The organism is Pseudomonadota bacterium (assembly GCA_008501635.1).
Lineage (GTDB): Bacteria > Pseudomonadota > Gammaproteobacteria > QQUJ01 > QQUJ01 > QQUJ01.
The window spans coordinates 22,260-39,776 of sequence record QQUJ01000017.1 but is presented as its reverse complement, the minus strand read 5'-3'; the positions used below and the strand labels follow the sequence as shown (position 1 = coordinate 39,776).

Annotated in this window: 15 protein-coding genes; 6 read left to right on the top strand and 9 right to left on the bottom strand. The window is 58.9% G+C overall.

From position 1 onward, the window contains the following. Positions 1–14: 14 nt before the first annotated feature. Together DWQ09_08355 and DWQ09_08350 are read left to right on the top strand one after the other, a co-directional pair. Positions 15–896, top strand: coding sequence for a DUF58 domain-containing protein (locus DWQ09_08355; protein ID KAA3628144.1), 882 nt, complete (start codon positions 15–17; stop codon positions 894–896). Continuing rightward, on the top strand, positions 893–2,875 hold the full coding sequence (locus DWQ09_08350) for a DUF3488 domain-containing protein (GenBank protein ID KAA3628143.1): 1,983 nt from the start codon (positions 893–895) through the stop codon (positions 2,873–2,875). The genes DWQ09_08355 and DWQ09_08350 overlap by 4 nt, the downstream gene beginning before the upstream one ends. 4 nt (positions 2,876–2,879) lie before the next feature. On the opposite strand, the gene DWQ09_08345 is transcribed toward DWQ09_08350, so the two are convergent. The 5 genes from DWQ09_08345 to DWQ09_08325 are packed head-to-tail and all read right to left on the bottom strand — an operon-like array spanning position 2,880 to position 6,634. Then, positions 2,880–4,229 (bottom strand): tRNA uridine-5-carboxymethylaminomethyl(34) synthesis GTPase MnmE, encoded by a 1,350-nt coding sequence (locus tag DWQ09_08345; protein KAA3628142.1) that lies wholly within the window; start codon positions 4,227–4,229, stop codon positions 2,880–2,882. A gap of 20 nt (positions 4,230–4,249) precedes the next feature. Beyond that, the gene (locus DWQ09_08340) at positions 4,250–5,902 is read right to left on the bottom strand and encodes a membrane protein insertase YidC (GenBank protein ID KAA3628141.1); all 1,653 of its coding nucleotides are present in this window, start codon (positions 5,900–5,902) and stop codon (positions 4,250–4,252) included. A gap of 6 nt (positions 5,903–5,908) precedes the next feature. Further along, positions 5,909–6,136 carry a membrane protein insertion efficiency factor YidD gene (locus tag DWQ09_08335; GenBank protein ID KAA3628140.1) on the bottom strand — a complete coding sequence of 76 codons (228 nt, stop codon included), beginning with the start codon at positions 6,134–6,136 and terminating at the stop codon, positions 5,909–5,911. After that, a complete protein-coding gene (gene rnpA, locus DWQ09_08330) occupies positions 6,121–6,588 on the bottom strand; it encodes a ribonuclease P protein component (protein ID KAA3628139.1) in 468 nt (155 codons plus the stop codon). The genes DWQ09_08335 and rnpA overlap by 16 nt, the downstream gene beginning before the upstream one ends. Continuing rightward, positions 6,500–6,634, bottom strand: a complete 135-nt coding sequence (locus tag DWQ09_08325) for a 50S ribosomal protein L34 (GenBank protein ID KAA3628138.1) — start codon at positions 6,632–6,634, stop codon at positions 6,500–6,502. The genes rnpA and DWQ09_08325 overlap by 89 nt, the downstream gene beginning before the upstream one ends. 280 nt (positions 6,635–6,914) lie before the next feature. Here DWQ09_08325 and DWQ09_08320 point away from each other — a divergent pair, with 280 nt between their 5' ends. The 4 genes from DWQ09_08320 to gyrB all read left to right on the top strand — a co-directional run bounded on the left by DWQ09_08320 (position 6,915) and on the right by gyrB (position 13,174). Beyond that, entirely contained in the window at positions 6,915–8,252 is a 1,338-nt protein-coding gene (locus DWQ09_08320) for a chromosomal replication initiator protein DnaA (protein ID KAA3628137.1), read from the top strand. Positions 8,253–8,483: 231 nt separating this feature from the next. Continuing rightward, on the top strand, positions 8,484–9,587 hold the full coding sequence (locus tag DWQ09_08315; GenBank protein ID KAA3628136.1) for a DNA polymerase III subunit beta: 1,104 nt from the start codon (positions 8,484–8,486) through the stop codon (positions 9,585–9,587). Positions 9,588–9,618: 31 nt separating this feature from the next. Beyond that, positions 9,619–10,728 carry a DNA replication/repair protein RecF gene (locus tag DWQ09_08310; protein ID KAA3628135.1) on the top strand — a complete coding sequence of 370 codons (1,110 nt, stop codon included), beginning with the start codon at positions 9,619–9,621 and terminating at the stop codon, positions 10,726–10,728. 31 nt (positions 10,729–10,759) lie between these two features. Beyond that, positions 10,760–13,174 carry a DNA topoisomerase (ATP-hydrolyzing) subunit B gene (gene gyrB, locus DWQ09_08305; GenBank protein KAA3628134.1) on the top strand — a complete coding sequence of 805 codons (2,415 nt, stop codon included), beginning with the start codon at positions 10,760–10,762 and terminating at the stop codon, positions 13,172–13,174. Positions 13,175–13,194: 20 nt separating this feature from the next. On the opposite strand, the gene DWQ09_08300 is transcribed toward gyrB, so the two are convergent. Genes DWQ09_08300 through glyQ form a run of 4 tightly spaced genes read right to left on the bottom strand, consistent with a single transcriptional unit; the run spans position 13,195 to position 17,503 of the window. Continuing rightward, positions 13,195–13,911: a 1-acyl-sn-glycerol-3-phosphate acyltransferase gene (locus tag DWQ09_08300; GenBank protein ID KAA3628133.1), complete on the bottom strand. Its 717-nt coding sequence runs from the start codon at positions 13,909–13,911 to the stop codon at positions 13,195–13,197. 2 nt (positions 13,912–13,913) lie between these two features. Continuing rightward, entirely contained in the window at positions 13,914–14,468 is a 555-nt protein-coding gene (locus DWQ09_08295; GenBank protein KAA3628132.1) for a D-glycero-beta-D-manno-heptose 1,7-bisphosphate 7-phosphatase, read from the bottom strand. Between the two features lie 16 nt (positions 14,469–14,484). Beyond that, the gene (locus DWQ09_08290; GenBank protein ID KAA3628131.1) at positions 14,485–16,560 is read right to left on the bottom strand and encodes a glycine--tRNA ligase subunit beta; all 2,076 of its coding nucleotides are present in this window, start codon (positions 16,558–16,560) and stop codon (positions 14,485–14,487) included. Beyond that, positions 16,553–17,503: a glycine--tRNA ligase subunit alpha gene (glyQ, locus tag DWQ09_08285; protein ID KAA3628130.1), complete on the bottom strand. Its 951-nt coding sequence runs from the start codon at positions 17,501–17,503 to the stop codon at positions 16,553–16,555. The genes DWQ09_08290 and glyQ overlap by 8 nt, the downstream gene beginning before the upstream one ends. Between the last annotated feature and the right edge of the window lie 14 nt (positions 17,504–17,517).

Sequence of the window (17,517 nt, the reverse complement as noted above, 5' to 3'; positions counted from 1 at the left end):
CGGGGGCAGTCACGGTGCTCACGCAACGCGATATCTACATACTGCCGACCCGCCACGGTCTGCTTTTCGCGCTGATCCTGCTGGCCATGCTGCTCGGGGCGATGAACTACAACAACAGCCTGGGCTTTCTTCTGACGTTTCTGCTGGGCAGTCTCGCCATCGTTTCGATCCTCCACGCCTACCGCAATCTCGCCGGGCTGCGCATCGAAGGTGTACGCGCGGAACCGGTCTTTGCCGGACACGAAGCGCTGTTTCGAATCACCCTCCACAATCCTTCGCCGGCTGTTCGCAGTGCGATCAACCTGAAGATCGAGGGGGCGTCTCCGGTCACAGTGGACCTGCCGGCCACCGCGCGCACGGTGGTTGAGTTGCGTCTGCTCGCCGCGCGACGCGGGCGATTGCCGTTGGGGCGGGTTACCCTCGATTCGCGGTATCCGTTGGGGCTGTTTCGCGCCTGGGCTTATTGGCGGCCCGTGAGCGGCGCCATCGTTTACCCGCGGCCAGCTCCGCCGCAACCCCTGCCGGACGGGGGTGGTCAGGGCGGGCAATGGCGCGACGCACCTGATGCGGGTGCCGACGACTTTCGCGGTTTTCGCGACTACCATCCCGGCGACAATCTGCGCCACATCCATTGGAAAGCACTCGCCCGCGGCCAGGGCCTGCGTGTCAAGCAGTTCGCCACCACCCAGAGTGAAACCTTGTGGCTGGATTGGAATCAGGCGCACGGTGCTGACATCGAACAACGTCTCAGCCAGTTATGCCGATGGGTCGTGGACGCGCAGCGTCTGGGTTTCCCTTTCGGTCTGCGACTTCCCGACGGGGAGCTGCCCCCCGCGCTGGACGAGGGGCATGTACAGCGCGCACTTTCCCGCCTCGCCTTGTTTACCCCGCCATGAGCACCCCCACCATTCCCTCCGAACGGCCGCTGCCGGGGGCCACATTGAACTGGTTGCTCAGCGCGCTGGTCCTGGCGCTGGTCCCGCACCTTGGACGACTGCCGATCTGGGTCACCGCGATGACCATCGGGTTGGGCGTACTGCGCTGGCTGCTCCACCAACGGGGTGCCGCCCTGCCGCCGCGATGGCTGGTGCTGATCGTTGCGCTCCTGGGCGCCGCCGGCATCTTTGCCTACTATGGCACTCTGCTGGGAAAGAACGCCGGGGTCGCTCTGCTGAGCCTGATGCTCGGTTGCAAGCTGCTGGAGATGGTGCGCCTGCGCGACACCATGCTGGTAGTCTTTCTCGGCTACTTTCTGGTGATCACCAACCTCCTCTATTCGCAGGATATATTGATAGCGCTCTATCTGTTGGTGGCGGTCTGGATCCTGACCGGCACCTTGCTGGAACTCACTCGCCCCGGCGGCGGGCTGCGCGCTACGCTGCAGCTTGCGGGACGGTTGCTGCTGCAATCGGTCCCCATCATGCTGGTCCTGTTCCTGCTCTTTCCCCGCATCGCCGGGCCGCTGTGGGGCCTGCCCAAGGATGCCACAGCCGCCAGCACCGGGCTGAGCGACCGGATGCGGCCCGGCACCATCAGCCAGCTCAGTCAATCGCCGGCGGTGGCCTTTCGCGTACAGTTCAACGGGCCACCGCCACCGCCGGCACAGCGCTATTGGCGGGGACCGGTCCTCTGGTACACCGATGGCAGGGAGTGGCGGGCCCGCCTGCCGGGCGAACGCCCGACCGGTGCCGAGCCCCCCGCATTCACCCCGCTCGGAGGTGCGATTGACTATACGGTGACCCTGGAGCCCCACCAACGGCACTGGTTGTTCGCCCTCGATCTCCCGGCACGGGTCGAGAACGCCACCGAGATCACCCATGATTTCCAGGTGTTGTCCGCGCGACCCATCCTTGAGGTGCGCCGTTACAGGGCGACTTCGTTTACCGCTTACCAAACCCGGATCGCCACCGTGCAGGAGCGGCGCCGCACGTTGCAGTTACCGGTCTCCGTCTCGCCCCGCGTCCGGGAGCTGGCAACACTGTGGCGAAGCTCGGCGTCCCGCCCTGAGGAGATCGTCGAACAAGCCCTGCGGCATTTCCGCGAACAGCCCTTCGTCTACACGCTCAACCCGCCCTTGCTGGGTAACGATCCGGTCGATGCCTTTCTGTTTGAAACACGCCGCGGTTTTTGCGAGCACTACGCGGCCTCATTTGCGGTGCTGATGCGACTGGCAGGGATCCCCACCCGGGTGGTCACCGGCTACCAGGGCGGAGAACTCAATCCGCTCGGCGACTATTTGATCGTGCGCCAATCCGATGCCCATGCCTGGGCGGAGGTCCTGCTGCCGGATCGCGGCTGGGTACGGGTCGATCCCACGGCAGCGGTTGCCCCGGATCGTATCGAGCGGGGCATACAACCGGTTCTCGATGACGTCGGGGAGCCGGTGCGTTTTCTGATTTCCGCCTCCGATGCGCTGACCCGTTGGGCACGCCAGGCCGGCTACCTGTGGGACGGTGTGCAGAACGGCTGGAACCAATGGGTGCTCAGTTATGGTCCAGCGCTACAGCGACAGCTGCTGGAATCGATCGGTCTCGGTTCTATAAGCTGGCGTGGCGTAGCCATGGTGATGGTATTGGTGGTAGGGCTTTTACTGGCGGCGGTGACATACACGTTACTTCGCCGTCAGCAGCCCAAGCTCGATCCCGTAGTGAACGCTTACCAGCACTACTGCCGACGCCTGGCGCGCCATGGGCTGCCGCGCCTGCCCCACGAAGGGGCGTTCGATTACGCCCGGCGCGTCGCGGCTGCACGCCCTGAGTGGCGCACCAGGGTCCTCCTTATCACCCGCCTCTACGTGGCGCTGCGCTACGGTGCACAGCCACCGGAGGCCTGGCGTCAGCAACTGGAACGGCAGGTACGCACATTCCGTCCCTGAGGGTCTATTTGCCAATGCAGAAACTGGAAAAGATCCTGCCGAGCAGATCGTCACTGGTAAACTCACCCGTAATCTCGCCGAGGGTCTGCTGGGCAATGCGCAGCTCTTCGGCGAGCAGTTCGCCCGCCGCCTGCTGCTCCAGACACCGCGCACCTTCCGCTACCGCTGACTCTGCACGCTGCAGGGCATCGAGATGGCGGCGACGCGCCATGAACGTACCTTCACCGCCGGTGTAGCCCACCAACTGCCGCAAATGCCCGCGCAGTTCGTCGATGCCGCAGCCGGTGAGGGCGGAGAGACGGATCTCGGGGCCATGCGGTCCCGTGTCAACCCCGGGTGATGCACCGGAAAGATCGATCTTGTTGCGAATGACGCTGCAGGCGAGACCGGCGGGAAGGCGCTCGAGAATCCGTTCTTCGACACTCGTGTAACCTGCACGATCATCCACCACCAACAGGACCCGGTCGGCACGCTCGATCTCCAACCAGGCACGCCGCACACCCTCGCGCTCAACGACATCCTCGCCCTCGCGCAATCCCGCGGTATCGATGACGTGCACCGGCATGCCATCGATCAGAATCTGTTCACGCAATACATCGCGCGTCGTGCCGGGCAGTTCCGTGACTATCGCCGTTTCGCGTCCGGCCAGCGCGTTGAGCAGGCGCGACTTACCGACGTTGGGCTGCCCGGCAATGACTACCGTGATTCCGTCGCGCAGCAAGGCGCCTTGCTGCGCCTGCGTTTGAAGTTCAGCCAGATCACCCACCAGGGCATGGACTCGCAGCCCAAGGGAGGCATCGGCCAGGAAATCGATCTCCTCTTCGGGAAAATCGATGGCCGATTCAACATACATGCGCAGCTCGATCAGCCGATCCACCAGCTCACGGATACAGGTTGAGAATTCGCCTTGCAACGACCGCATGGCGCTGCGCGCGCCCTGGACGCTGTTGGTCTCGATGAGATCGGCCACCGCCTCGGCTTGAACGAGATCGAGTTTGCCGTTGAGAAAGGCGCGCTCGGAGAACTCGCCGGGTCGCGCCAGGCGCGCGCCCAGCGATAGGGATCGCTGCAGCAGGCGATCCATGACCACGGGGCCGCCATGCCCGTGGAGTTCCAGCACCGATTCACCGGTGAAGGAGTGCGGAGCGGGGAAATAGAGCGCGATCCCGGTATCGATCGGCGCGCCCTCCTCATCGCGAAAACTTGCCAGATGCGCGTGACGCGGATGCGGACAGGCTCCGAGCAGTGCCTCGGCAATTTTGTCGGCCTTTGGTCCGGAGACGCGAACAATGCCGACCCCACCGCGGCCGGGCGGCGTGGCCACGGCGGCGATGGTATCGGTTGACGAGGTCATGGAGGGCCGGGCTGTGCCGGTCAGTGCGCGGCCTTCTCGATGCGCCGTGTGATGTACCACTGCTGGGAAATGGAGAGGATGTTGTTGACCAGCCAGTAGAGCACCAGCCCCTGCGGGAACCAGAGGAACATGACGGTGAAGACCAGTGGCAGCGACATCATGATCTTCGCCTGAATGGGATCGGGCGGTGTCGGATTGAGTTTCTGCTGGATGAACATGCTGGCGCCCATCAGGACCGGCAGCACGTAATAGGGATCCTTGGCCGAAAGATCGTTGAGCCACAACATGAACGGTGCCTGGCGCAACTCGACACTTTCCAGAAGCACCCAGTAGAGCGAGATAAAGACCGGGATCTGCACCAGGATCGGCAAACAACCGCCCAGCGGATTGATCTTCTCCTTCTTATAGATCTCCATCATCGCCTGATTGAGGCGTTGTTTATCGTCGCCGTAGCGATCGCGCAGCGCCTGGATACGCGGCTGCATCTTGCGCATATTGGCCATGGATCGATAACTCGTCTCGGAGAGCTTATAAAAGGCGAGCTTGATCAGCAGCGTAAGCAGAATGATCGACCAGCCCCAGTTGCCAACCAATTTGTGGATCCAATTGAGCAGCCAGAAGAGCGGTTGTGCAATCACGGTGAGCACCCCGTAATCGACGCTCAATTCCAGACCCGGTGCGACGTCGGGCAGCACGTTCTGATCCTTGGGTCCCACATAGAGCTGCGAGCTGAGCGACCCCTCGCCCCCCGCGGGTATGGAGATGTTCGGTGAAACCACACCGATGAGATAGCGGTCACCCGGCAGCGCCTTGGTGTAGAACTGGTTGAGTTTGTCGGATTCGGGAATCCAGGCACCCAGGAAGTAGTGCTGAATCATGGCGACCCAGCCACCCGCGTAGCTGGCGCTCAAGGGCTTTTCGGCGATCTCGTCGAAAGATACTTTTTCGTATTTGGTCTCGGGACTGTAGTAGACCGATCCGGTGTAGGTGTAACCCGTCAAATACGATCCCTGTGAAGCCCGGGAGCGCTGCAGCTGTCGGTACTGACTGCCCACCCAGTCGCTGTCGGAGCCGTTGCGAACCCGTTGCTGGAAGCCGATAACAAATTGCTTGCGGCGAAATGTATAGATCTTCTCCACAACGACGCCGCTGGATCCTCGCCAGACCAGCGGAACGTGCAGTTCGTTCTGCCCGGCGGGCAGACGGTACTCGGCCTGGGTGGTGGTGAACATCGCATGGTGATCAGGGGCCTCATTGCCGGTAGCCAGAAGGCCGCTCTGCGCGACAAAGATCTCCCCTTCATCGGACATTAGACGGAAGGGCGTATCGCGTTTATCGGGACTCACCGGGTAGCCCAACAATTCCGCCTGACGCAGATCCCCGCCTTTGAGATCGATCTGCACATCGAGGACATCGGTGACCACCCTCACCCGTCCACCGGTACCCAACATACTGCTTGGTGCCGGCAAACCCGCAACCGGTGGTCCACTGCTGGCAGGGACGCTGGCTGTTTGCGGCACATCGGTGTTTGCGGTGCCGGAGACAGGGGCGCCTTGCGGCTGCGCCTGCTGGACGGGAACAGGTTGCGGACCATAGTCCTGCTGCCAGGTTTGCCACATCAGCAGCACAATCACCGACAAGGCGATAAACAGCAGCATGCGTTGGTTGTCCACTATCTATTAACCTTTCTCTTTCTTCTCCGGCACTGGGTCTATGCCCCCGGGATGAAACGGATGGCAGCGCGAAATACGGCGCACCGTCAACCAGGACCCGCGTGCCGCACCATGTTCCTGCAGGGCGGTAAGGGCATAGCTGGAACAACTGGGGTAGAAGCGGCAATGACTCCCCAGCAGCGGGCTCAGGAGATAGCGATAGGCCTTGACGAGGTAGATCAGGAGTTGGCGCATAGCCGAACCAGTCGCTGCAAGTGATGCTCGATAGATGCCCGAATCTCGTTATTAGTACGGTGTATCACGCCTGTTCGGGCCATGACCACGAAATCGATACCGGTCAGTTCCAAAGACAGATGGCGGAAACTCTCGCGGATCACACGCTTGATACGATTCCGCTGGTGGGCCTTGGGAGCCACTTTGCGCGAAATTGCCATTCCCAAGCGCGCATATCCAAGAGTGTTGGTCCGCGCCAACACGCTCAGCACCGTATCACTGGAACGCTCTGGCTGGGCAAAAACCCGTTGGTAGTCGTGTGCCGAGAGCAGCCTAATCCGGCGTGGGAAACCCAACCGCCGGCAGAAAGTATCAGTATTTTCCTCAGGCGCTGAGTCGGACACGACCCTTGGCCCGGCGGGCCTTGAGGATGCGTCGTCCACCCTTAGTGGCCATGCGGGCGCGGAACCCATGATCGCGCTTGCGCTTTAAATTGCTGGGTTGAAACGTTCTCTTCATGTCACTTTCGCCAAATCAATGAAACCGCTAAAAAAACCGGTTTCTAAAAGGGGCCAAATAGTACTTCGGGGTAGGAAGTACGTCAACCGAAAACGGTGGCGACGAGGGTTGTGGATAACTAGGCCCCGGGGTATATTTCATGGCTTGCAGGAAACCGTCGTTGGGGATCGACTCGGCGGTTGCCCCTTCTAGTTTTCAACCCCAGGCAGCGTGTTATTCGCAAGAATAAAGGGGTTGTACCTTTAGCGGGTTTTGACGGCTTACTTGGGAGACGGCTTGGGTGGATCTAACCCTCTGGAAACGGTGCACGGAACACCTGGAGCACCAGTTGAGTGCCCAGCAGTTCAACACCTGGATCAGACCCCTTCAAGCTGTCGAGGAAGCTGAGACCCTGCGACTGCTGGCGCCCAATCAATTCGTACTGGATCAGGTGCAAAGTCAGTTTCTGGAGATGATCCATAGTGCGGTAGTACGCACTTCAGGGCAGCTCTCGCCGGCTCTGGTCCTCGAAATTGGAACCCGACGAACACAGAAAGAGGGCACCGACACCGAAGAATCACAGGGCGGCAATAAGCGTACGCGCACGCCCATTTTGCGCCAGAACAATCTTAATGCAGGCTTCACCTTCGAGAATTTTGTTCAGGGCAAGTCCAACCAGATCGCGCATGCCGCCAGTCTTCAGGTAGCAGGCAATGTCGGTGGTGCCTACAACCCGCTGTTCATTTACGGCGGCACCGGGCTCGGCAAAACCCACCTGATGCACGCGGTCGGAAATGTCATCCGCAAACAGAATGCCGAGGCCCGTGTGGTCTATCTCCATTCAGAGCGCTTTGTCGCGGACATGATCAAGGCTCTGCAGCACAACGCCATCGATGAATTCAAACGGTTCTACAGGTCGGTCAATGCGTTGATGATTGACGATATTCAGTTTTTCGCTGGAAAGGAGCGCTCTCAGGAGGAGTTCTTTCATACCTTCAACACCCTTCTCGAGAATCAGCAGCAGATTATCCTAACCTGCGACAGGTATCCAAAAGAGGTAAACGGTTTAGAGGAACGGCTGAAATCCCGCTTTGGTTGGGGGCTGACCGTTGCCATCGAACCTCCGGAACTGGAGACCCGGGTCGCAATACTGATGAGCAAAGCGCAGCAGATGGGCATCGAGCTGCCGGATGAGGTGGCGTTTTTCATCGCCAAACGGATTCGCTCAAATGTACGGGAACTGGAAGGGGCGCTGCGCCGTGTCAGCGCCAATGCTCACTTCACGGGCCGTCCCATCACCCCCGAGTTTGCAAAAGAGGCACTTCGGGATCTGCTCGCACTGCAAGAAAAACTGATCACCATCGAAAACATACAAAAGACAGTCGCTGAGTATTACAAAATACGTGTGGGCGACCTGCTTTCGGCGAAACGTAGCCGCTCCATTGCGCGACCGCGCCAGGTAGCCATGGCTCTTGCCAAAGAGTTGACGAGCCACAGTCTGCCCGAGATCGGTGATGCCTTCGGGGGGCGCGATCATACAACGGTGATACACGCATGTCGTAAAGTAAAAGCCTTGAACGAATCGGATGCGCGAATCAGCGAGGACTATACAAACCTGTTGAGAACCCTGAGCGGTTGATGTGGATAAGCTGGGGACAAAGCTGAAGGCAAAACAGAAAGACCTTTTATCCACAAGATATCAACAGCGACTTAACAACCTACACAGCTTTAATACATGATTTGTTCTATACATAACTAATTGAAAATAAAGTAAAAAAACGGCTTACCAACAGATATGAACGCCCCTTATTGTTATCACTGAACTTTACATAAAAAGAAATACTGTTAATAGAAGATAGAGAGTGAACTCATGAAACTGAAGGTCAAGCGAGAAGAGCTGCTCCGGCCCCTGCAGATCGTCAACAGCGTTATCGAACGTCGTCAGACCTTGCCCATTCTTGCAAATGCATTGCTCAGGATTGGAAACGGGAGTATCACCCTGGTTGGCACTGATCTGGAGGTGGAGATGGTAGTCAGTGCAGCACTTGCAAATGGCGGAGACGGGGAAGCGACTCTGCCCGCAAGAAAATTGCTTGATATCTGCCGCACGCTCCCGGAGAACGCGGAGATCACGCTGGAGACCGAGGGGGATCAAGTGAAGTTGAATTCAGGTCGCAGCCGCTTCCGTCTTTCCACGTTACCTGTCAGCGATTACCCGTCGCTTGAAGATATGGCTGTGCAGAAATCAGTGGAAGTCACAGAGGGAAATCTGAAAAGGCTGATCGAGCGTACCCACTTCGCCATGGCCCAGCAGGATGTTCGCTATTACCTCAACGGATTGATGATGGAATTTGCCGATGGAAGAATCCGGGCGGTTGCCACGGACGGCCATCGACTGGCACTCAATGAGTGCGAGGCCAGGGTGAGCGGCGGCGAGATGCAGCAGATCATTGTACCGCGCAAAGGTGTTGTCGAACTACAGCGTCTGTTGGAGGACAGTGACGGGGTCGTGAAGCTGGAAGTCGGTACCAATCATTTGCGGGTCAAAGTACGAGATGTGAGCATGACCTCGAAGTTGATAGATGGACGGTTTCCGGAATATGAAAGGGTATTACCTGCACAGTGCAACAAACATCTCATTGTCGATAGAGACCTGTTACGCGATGCATTGACGCGAACATCGATACTGTCCAACGAAAAGTACCGGGGAGTACGGTTCAATATCGATGATGGAATCCTGCGGGCACAAGCGCACAATCCAGAGCAGGAAGAAGCGGAGGAGGAGATTGAAGTGGAGTACGAGGGCGCGGCGATCGAGATCGGCTTCAACGCGGGATATGTACTCGACGCGCTGAATGCCGTGGTGACCGAAAAGATAAAGATGGAGCTTTCAGACCCCAATAGCAGCTGTCTGATCCTGCCCCATGAAGAGGCCATGATCAGCAAATACGTTGTCATGCCGATGCGATTGTAGATCATTAAGTCCCACAGGGAGCGCTGGATGAATAAAGCCGGCGCGCTACTCACCACCAGTTACCGTGCCCATCGTTACCCACCTTGCGATACAAAACCTGCGCATACTTAACAACGTCGCCGTAGACCTGGCTCCGCAAGCCAACCTTTTCACGGGACCCAATGCGAGCGGCAAAACCACGGTACTCGAAGCACTGTACGTGCTGGCGCGTGGCCGCAGTTTTCGGGAAACACAATGGACGGCGATCATTGCGGAGCGAGAAGAGTCGCTACGGGTATTTGCCCGCGTATTCGATCAAGGTAAGACCGTACCCGTCGGCATTGAACACGATCGACACCAGGCCGTTATACGAATAAAGGGAGAAACACAGAGAAATACCAGGACATTGCTGGAACAGCTTCCGGTCCAATTGATAGCGCCTGACAGCCATCGACTTATAGAACAAGGTCCCCAGTATCGACGACAATACCTGGATTGGGGGGTGTTTCACGTGGAACAACGCTTCCTCGGAGCCTGGCAACGGTATCGGCGAGCACTCAAACAACGCAACGCCGCCTTGAAGGCACCTGCCAAAGACGCCGTTTTGGAACCCTGGGAACTTGAGATGTCCTCCGCCGCCGAGGAGATAGACCGCTACCGTGCTCACTACGTTGAAACATTGAGCCCTCATCTCGACGACCTCGGGAGGGAGTTGCTAAACCTCGAAGAGCTCGGTGTCCGCTACTTAAAGGGGTGGCGGGAAGGCGAGCTGGCAATGCAGCTGGTAACGTCAAGAACCAGTGACGCCCAACAGGGATACACCAGAGCGGGTCCTCACCGCGCCGATCTCGAGCTCAGTATCGGAAATCACAAAGCGGTCCAACGCATCTCGCGTGGACAGCAGAAGGCCCTCGTTTTTGCCCTGACCCTGGCTCAAGCACGTCTGTTGAACGAGCGCGTCGATCGTAAACCCATACTTCTGGTCGACGATTTTGGCGCAGAGCTCGACGACCACCACCTGAAACGCATTTGGAGTGTTCTGCAGGAGAGCAAGTCCCAGGTACTACTGACGGGCACCGATTTGAAAGAACGCCTATCCACACAAACACCCAAAGACGCATTGTTTCACGTGGAACGCGGTGAGGTGACGCGGGTGCTATAATGCCCGCTTCTTTTCCACCCCCGGTATCACTATGACTCAGAACACCTATGACTCATCCAATATCAAGGTCCTCAAAGGCTTGGATGCTGTGCGTAAACGCCCTGGTATGTACATCGGAGACACCGACGACGGGACCGGTTTACACCATATGGTGTTCGAGGTGGTCGATAATGCGATAGACGAGGCTCTGGCGGGTCATTGCTCAGAAATCAATGTCATCATCCACAGTGATGAGTCGGTCACCGTTACCGACAATGGGCGCGGTGTGCCGGTGGATATCCATCCCGAAGAAGGCAGATCGGCGGCGGAGGTCATCATGACCGTACTGCACGCCGGGGGTAAATTTGATGAGAATGCCTATAAGGTATCAGGCGGTTTGCATGGTGTCGGGGTTTCCGTGGTCAATGCCCTTTCCGAGACACTGCGCCTGACGATTCGGCGCAACGGACATATTCACCAACAGGATTACCGAATGGGGGTCCCCGAATATCCGCTCAAGGTGGTTGGTGATACCGAACACACGGGAACCGAGGTGCGATTCAAACCTTCCTCTACCGTGTTCACCAACATCGAATTCCACTATGACATCCTGGCTAAGCGGCTCCGAGAGCTGTCATTTCTGAACTCCGGGGTGCGCATCCGCTTGGTTGATGAACGCTCCGATCGCGAGGATGTTTTCGAGTATCAGGGCGGTATTCGGGCCTTTGTCGAACACTTGAGTCGCAAGAAGACCCCGCTGCATCCCAATGTGTTCTATTTCCAGGCAGAGCGTGACCACATCGTTATCGAGGTGGCCATGCAGTGGAATGACTCGTACCAGGAGTCCATCTTCTGCTACACCAACAATATCCCCCAGCGCGACGGCGGTACACACCTGGCGGGCTTTCGTTCGGCGCTGACCCGCACGCTCAACCAGTACATCGAGAGTACCGGACTCACCAAGAACCTGAAGGTGGCAACCACGGGAGATGACGCACGCGAAGGTTTGACGGCGATTCTTTCTGTCAAGGTGCCCGACCCCAAGTTCTCCTCGCAGACCAAGGACAAGCTGGTGTCTTCGGAGGTCAAGGCCGCGGTGGAGTCGGTGATGAGCGAGCGCTTCAACGAATTTCTGCTGGAGCGCCCCGCGGACGCCAAGCAGATCTGCGGCAAGATGATCGAAGCCGCCCGCGCCCGCGAAGCGGCCCGCAAGGCCCGCGAGATGACTCGCCGCAAAGGGGCGCTTGATATTGCCGGATTACCGGGGAAACTGGCGGATTGCCAGGAAAAGGATCCCTCTCTCTGTGAGCTTTTTCTCGTCGAGGGCGACTCTGCTGGTGGATCGGCCAAGCAGGCGCGGGACCGGAAGTTTCAGGCGGTGCTCCCGCTGAAAGGCAAGATTCTCAATGTCGAGAAGGCACGGTTTGACAAGATGCTCTCCTCGGCCGAGGTCGGTACCCTGATTACGGCCCTGGGCTGCGGTATCGGTCGTGAGGAGTTCAATCCGGACAAGCTGCGCTACCACCGCATCATCATCATGACCGATGCGGACGTCGACGGTTCACATATAAGAACTTTGCTGCTTACCTTCTTCTACCGTCAGATGCCAGAGCTGATCGAGCGCGGCCACATCTTTATCGCACAGCCGCCGCTCTATAAGGTCAAGCGCGGCAAGCAGGAACAATACGTCAAGGACGATGGGGAACTGGATGAGTACCTTTTAGCGCAAGCTATTGATAATGCTCAGTTATTTGTCAATGCGGAGGCGCCTCCCATCCAGGGCTCGGCCCTTGAAGACATCTCCCGGTCACAGCGTACGGTCACCCGGTTGATCGAGCGGCTCTCGCGGCGCTATGACCCGACGGTATTGGAGAAATTGGTCGTGATGCCGACCGTGGACGAGGCGATGTTGCGTGATGCCCGTCGTTTTGGGGTTTGGGGAGGCGAATTGGAGACCCTGCTTAACGCCTCAGCGCCAGCCGGAACGCGCTATACCGTTCGTCTTGAACAGGAAGTGGATAGTGAAAACCATCGGCTACTGGTGTTGCAGCGCCTGCACGGTGCTCTTCAGGAACAAGTCATTCCCGGTGATTTTTTCCATTCCGTGGAATACACACGGTTTCGGGATCTGGGGGAGAAGCTTGAAGGGTTGCTGGGCGATGACGCCTATGTCCAGCGTGGCGAGCGCAAGGCACCGGTAGCGACTTTCCGCGAAGCCCTGGAATGGTTGCTGGCGGAAGCCAAACGCGGACAGCATATTCAGCGCTACAAAGGCCTGGGTGAAATGAATCCCGATCAGCTTGCAGAGACCACCATGAGCATCGAAACGAGGCGCCTGCTCAAGGTGCAGATCGAGGATGTGATTGCAACCGACGAGATATTTACCACCTTGATGGGAGATCAGGTCGAGCCACGCCGGCACTTCATCGAGTCCAATGCATTGCTGGCGTCCAACCTGGATGTCTAACTCATTGTATTAAATAATGTTTATTTTTGCTGTGCGTCGAATTCGGCCATGCGAGCGTTGACCCATTGTTCTGCCGCATGGTTGATTTCCGCCGCGCTTAAACCTTGCGTCGTGATGGCTGGCCCGATCACCATCCGAATCGTCCCCGGCCGCTTGATAAACTGGCGGCGGGCCCAGTAGTAACCCGCGTTATGGGCCACTGGTACTACCGGATGGCCTGATTCCGCCGCTAACACAGCACCACCGATTCCCCACTTCTTGTGCTTACCAGGTGCGACGCGAGTACCTTCCGGAAAGACCGCTACCCACAACCCGGCCTTCAGCCGCTTGACGCCCTGTTCGACGATCTGATCGATGGCGCGTCGCCCGGCCTTGCGATTGATAGCAATGGGTTGCAGCAGCGCAAGTGCCCAACCAAAGATCGGCAACCACTTGAGTTCGCGTTTGAGCACCCAGACCTGAGGGGGAAAAATCTGTTGCAGCGCCAGGGTTTCCCAAGTGCTCGAGTGCTTGCAAAAGATCAGGGCCGACCCCTTGGGCAGATTCTCTTTACCCTCCACCACGTAACTCAAACCGCAGGTCACCCTCAGCCACCACAGCGCAAACACCCCCCAGCGGGTCATGTAGTAGTAGCGAATCCTGAAGGGCGCAAACGCTGTCAGGAGACCGCTGGTTGCAATAAGAATCATCGACAGGGTCGAGCCGACGAAGAAGAGCAGTGAACGCAGGTAGAGCATTGTCAAACGCTGGGAGTGGGGTTGCTGACCAGCCGTTCAACAAAGGTATAGAGGCAGTCGTCGACGGGAACCCGCTGCAGACTGCCGCGGTGTTGCGCCAAGGTCCGTTCTCCCTTACCGGTACGCACCAGAACAGGATTGGCACCGACGGCGCGCGCCGCTTCCAGATCCCGCAGTGAGTCGCCCACCATTGGAACCCCCAGCAGAGAGACACCCAGGCGTTTTTCAATCTGGTGCAACAGTCCAGGTTTCGGTTTGCGACACTCACACCCCTTCTTCGGCATATGGGGGCAGAAAAAGACACCATCCAGGGTGCCCCCCACTTCAGCCAGAAGCCGGTACATCTTTTTATGTATCTCAAACAACGTGTCGATGCTGAACAGCCCGCGGTCGATACCCGATTGATTGGTTGCCACTACTACGCGATAACCATTGCGGTTCAGCTGTGCGATGGCTTCCAGACTGCCATCGATGGGTATCCACTCCTCAGGCGATTTGATGTACTCGTCGGAATCCCGGTTGATGACCCCGTCGCGGTCCAGAATGATAAGCGACATAAAAAGTTTGTCCGGTCTACCCTTGCAGTTGTGAAAGATCTGCGATGCGCATAAAGAGCCCACTCAGCGTCGCCAACAGGGCCAGCCGGTTGCGGCGCAGCTCCTGGTCTTCGTCCATCACCATGACTTCATCGAAAAAACGGTCGACGGGTTCGCGGAGGCTGGCCATACGTGTCAGTGCTTCGCTGTAGGCACCGCGTTCCAGCAACGGAGTAACCTCTTTGTGGATGTTGGACAAGGCCGTGGATAGAGCGAGTTCCTCGGGGACGCGCAGTTTGTTTGCGTCGACCTTTTCGGGTATCGGCTCCTCGGTCTTGCGCAGGATGTTGCGGATGCGTTTGTTGGCGGCCGCAAGACTCGCGGCTTCGGGAAGCTGGCGAAAGGCAGCTACCGCGCGCAGGCGACAGTCGAAATCGTGGGGCTGTTCCGGTCGCCGTGCCAGGACTGATTCGAAGACGTCCGGCGCTATTGCCGACTCGGTGTAATAGGCGCGCAGCCGTTCCATCATGAAATCATAGACCTTCTCTACAACCGGGTCGCTGTCGAACAGTTTGGCGAAAGGTCGCGTAGCCGTGGTCACCAGATCCAGCACATCCAGTGCCATCTGGTTTTCAATGATGATGCGCAGTACGCCTAACGCGGCACGGCGCAGCGCATAGGGATCCTTATCGCCGGTAGGCAGCTGTCCGATGCCGAATATCCCCACCAGGGTGTCGATACGATCGGCGATGGCGAGCGCCCGTCCGGTCGGGGTCGACGGCAGGACGTCACCGGCGAAGCGAGGCAGGTACTGTTCATCGAGGGCGTCGCACAGTTCTGCGGGTTCGCCATCGGCGTGCGCGTAGTAGCGGCCCATGATTCCCTGGAGTTCAGGGAACTCGCCTACCATCTCGGTCAACAGGTCGCATTTGGCGAGCAATGCTGCGCGTCGAGCCAGGGCGGGGTCGCCATCGCACACCTGCGCGATTTGTGCAGCAAGCTCAGCCACCCGCAGCGCTTTGTCGTGCAGAGTTCCGAGGCGCTCCTGAAACACGACCGTCTTCAATGTATCGACGCGCGCCTCCAGGGTGCGCTTGCGATCCTGTTCCCAAAAAAAGGCGGCATCCGCGAGGCGTGGGCGTATTACCCGTTCGTTGCCCGCAATCACCTGGGCTGGCGCCGTACTGCGAATGTTGCTCACGGTTATGAAGTGGGGCTTGAGTGCGCCGTCGGGTGCAGTCACCGGAAAGTACTTCTGATTGCCCTTCATGGTGCAGACCAGCACTTCAGCCGGCAGGTCGAGAAAACGCTGGTCGAAACGACCGGCGAGCGCGGTAGGCCATTCAACCAGCGCCGTCACCTCATCGAGAAGATCATCGTCCATCAGGGCTTGTCCACCCAGCGCCGTGGCTGCCTCGCGAACCTGAGCCTCGATGGCGGCGCGCCGGGCGGCGAAATCGGGCATCACTCCGCCCTCACTTTCCAGCAGAGCCGCATAGCCGTCGGCATTGTGCACAACGAGCGGCTGCGGATGATGAAAACGATGACCCCGCGTGGTGCGATCGGTGGCGAGGCCCAGTATCCTGGCATCAATCACCGTCTCGCCCAGGAGCAATACCACCCAGTGAACAGGGCGTACGAACTCGTCCTCATTGCTGCCCCAGCGCATGCGCTTGGGGATGGGGAGCGCGGCGAGGGCTTGTTCGACGATGGCGGGCAGCAGGTCGGCCGCCGGTCGACCGGGCTCGTGGGAGCGAAAGACCAGCCACGCACCGGTGTCGCCTTCCAGCGTTTCCAGCGCCTCGACGGCTACGCCACAGGAGCCGGCAAACCCAAGGGCCGCCCTGGTAGGATTGCCCTCCTCATCGAAGGCGGCCGCCAGGGCTGGTCCGCGACGCTCGATCCGGCGGTCTGCCTGGGTGGTTTGCAACGTTTTGACAACCATCGCCAGCCGCCGCGGGGTGGCGTACGGTTGCACTGTGCCGTGAGACAGCCCGGCTTTGGCCAGCCCTTCAACCACGGACTGGGTGAATGCGGTGCTGAGGCGTCGCAGCGCCTTGGGCGGTAACTCTTCGGTGCCGATCTCGATCAGCAGATCCGCGCAATCAACCATGGGCCCGCTCCTTGACGGTAGCGATCATGGGGAAGCCCAGTTTCTCTCGCGCCTCGTAATAGACCTGGGCCACGGCGCGGGCCATGGTCCGCACCCGCAAGATGAAGCGTTGGCGTTCGGTGACCGAGATCGCGCGCCGCGCATCGAGCATATTGAAGGTGTGAGAGGCCTTCAGCACCATCTCATAGGCAGGTAGAGGCAGACCCAGGTCGATCAGGCGCCTGCTCTCGGTTTCGCAGCGGTCGAACCAGCCGAACAGGCTGGGCACATCGGCATGCTCGAAGTTGTACGCCGACATCTCGACCTCGTTCTGATGATAGACGTCGCGATAGGTAACCCGCCCCAGCGGGCCATCCGACCAGATGAGATCGAAGACGCTTTCCACACCCTGCAGGTACATGGCGATGCGCTCGAGCCCGTAGGTGATCTCGCCGGTGACCGGGCGGCAATCGAGTCCCCCTACCTGCTGGAAGTAGGTGAACTGGGTGACCTCCATCCCGTTGAGCCAGATCTCCCAGCCCAGACCCCAGGCACCCAGGGTCGGCGACTCCCAGTTGTCCTCGACAAAGCGGATATCGTGGATCAGAGGATCGATACCGAGCATGCGCAGCGAATCGAGATAAAGATCCTGGATGTCGAGAGGTGAGGGCTTGATGACCACCTGATACTGATAGTAGTGCTGCAGGCGATTGGGGTTCTCACCGTAGCGCCCGTCGGTGGGGCGTCGGGAGGGTTGCACATAGGCGGCACTCCAGGGTTCCGGCCCGATGGCACGGAGAAAGGTTGCCGGATGAAAGGTACCCGCGCCCACCTCCATGTCGAAGGGTTGCACCAGCACGCACCCCTGTTGGGCCCAATAGGCGTTAAGCGCTTGAATCAGCCCCTGAAAGGTCTGCAGGTCGTAGTGAGTGCCGGTGTCGGCGGGTGTCTTGCGGGTGGGCAAGTGAAAACCTCTGG